We start from the raw sequence: 743 nt of genomic DNA, 5'->3' as shown, positions 1-743 counted from the left end.
TTTTTGTCCTCTATCATGCGGTGCTCGATCTCGGCGCGAAAACTGGCTTTGCCCAATCGTCCGCCCCAAACGACTAGGGACGCTTCTCTCGGCCCCAGAAAAGCCGCGCCTTGATCCGAGTGCTGGGTGAGGACGAAACCTGGAGGAATATCGAATGTAAAGCCAAGCTGCCGGACGCCAAAGGGCTGCCATGCTTCGGCCCGAAGCAATGTGGTGCAATAGAGACAGACTGTAAGGCCCAGCAAGAAGTGTCGCATCGCTCTGATTTAGCGTCGGCTAACATGGCGACCAGACCGACATGGGGTCCGCGACGTAAAATGTGCAGTTCAAAGCGGGCTTCCCTCCGCGTCAGTGGGATGATCACTGAGGTGGCGCCGGAACTTACCTGATCCTTGAGCCGGCGAACCGATGATGCTGGAGGGCTTTGAGCCATAGATGGTTCTAACTATAGCCGAGCAAATGGCGAAGCCCAACTATCGGCAGCTAGACGGTCCATATCATGCAAGGGCCGCCGCGACCCAGGCGATCGCGGGAGAGCCGCGCCGCTATTTTCAGCCAAACTGTGTTCCATGGTCGAATTCTCCCCAGGTTGACTCGAGAGGACGGCGGGCGCAGACGTTCACGCGGACGGGCATCGACTGGTCATCACCGACACATGGTGCGCATCCCCCACAATCCACATCTCGTTAAGCGATTGGAGGGGTGGCCGGCGCCTGTGGCGGGTTTGTTGGGACGTTAGGCGC

1 pseudogene is annotated in these 743 nt (G+C 58.7%); it reads right to left on the bottom strand.

Annotation, left to right across the window (positions count from 1 at the left end):
* Positions 1-245, bottom strand: a pseudogene (locus EN943_RS38130) (hypothetical protein); the annotation flags it as partial.
* Positions 246-743 lie beyond the last annotated feature (498 nt).

Source organism: Mesorhizobium sp. M7A.F.Ca.US.006.01.1.1, assembly GCF_003997935.1.
Lineage (GTDB): Bacteria > Pseudomonadota > Alphaproteobacteria > Rhizobiales > Rhizobiaceae > Mesorhizobium.
This window is presented reverse-complemented; position numbering and strand designations above follow the sequence as displayed.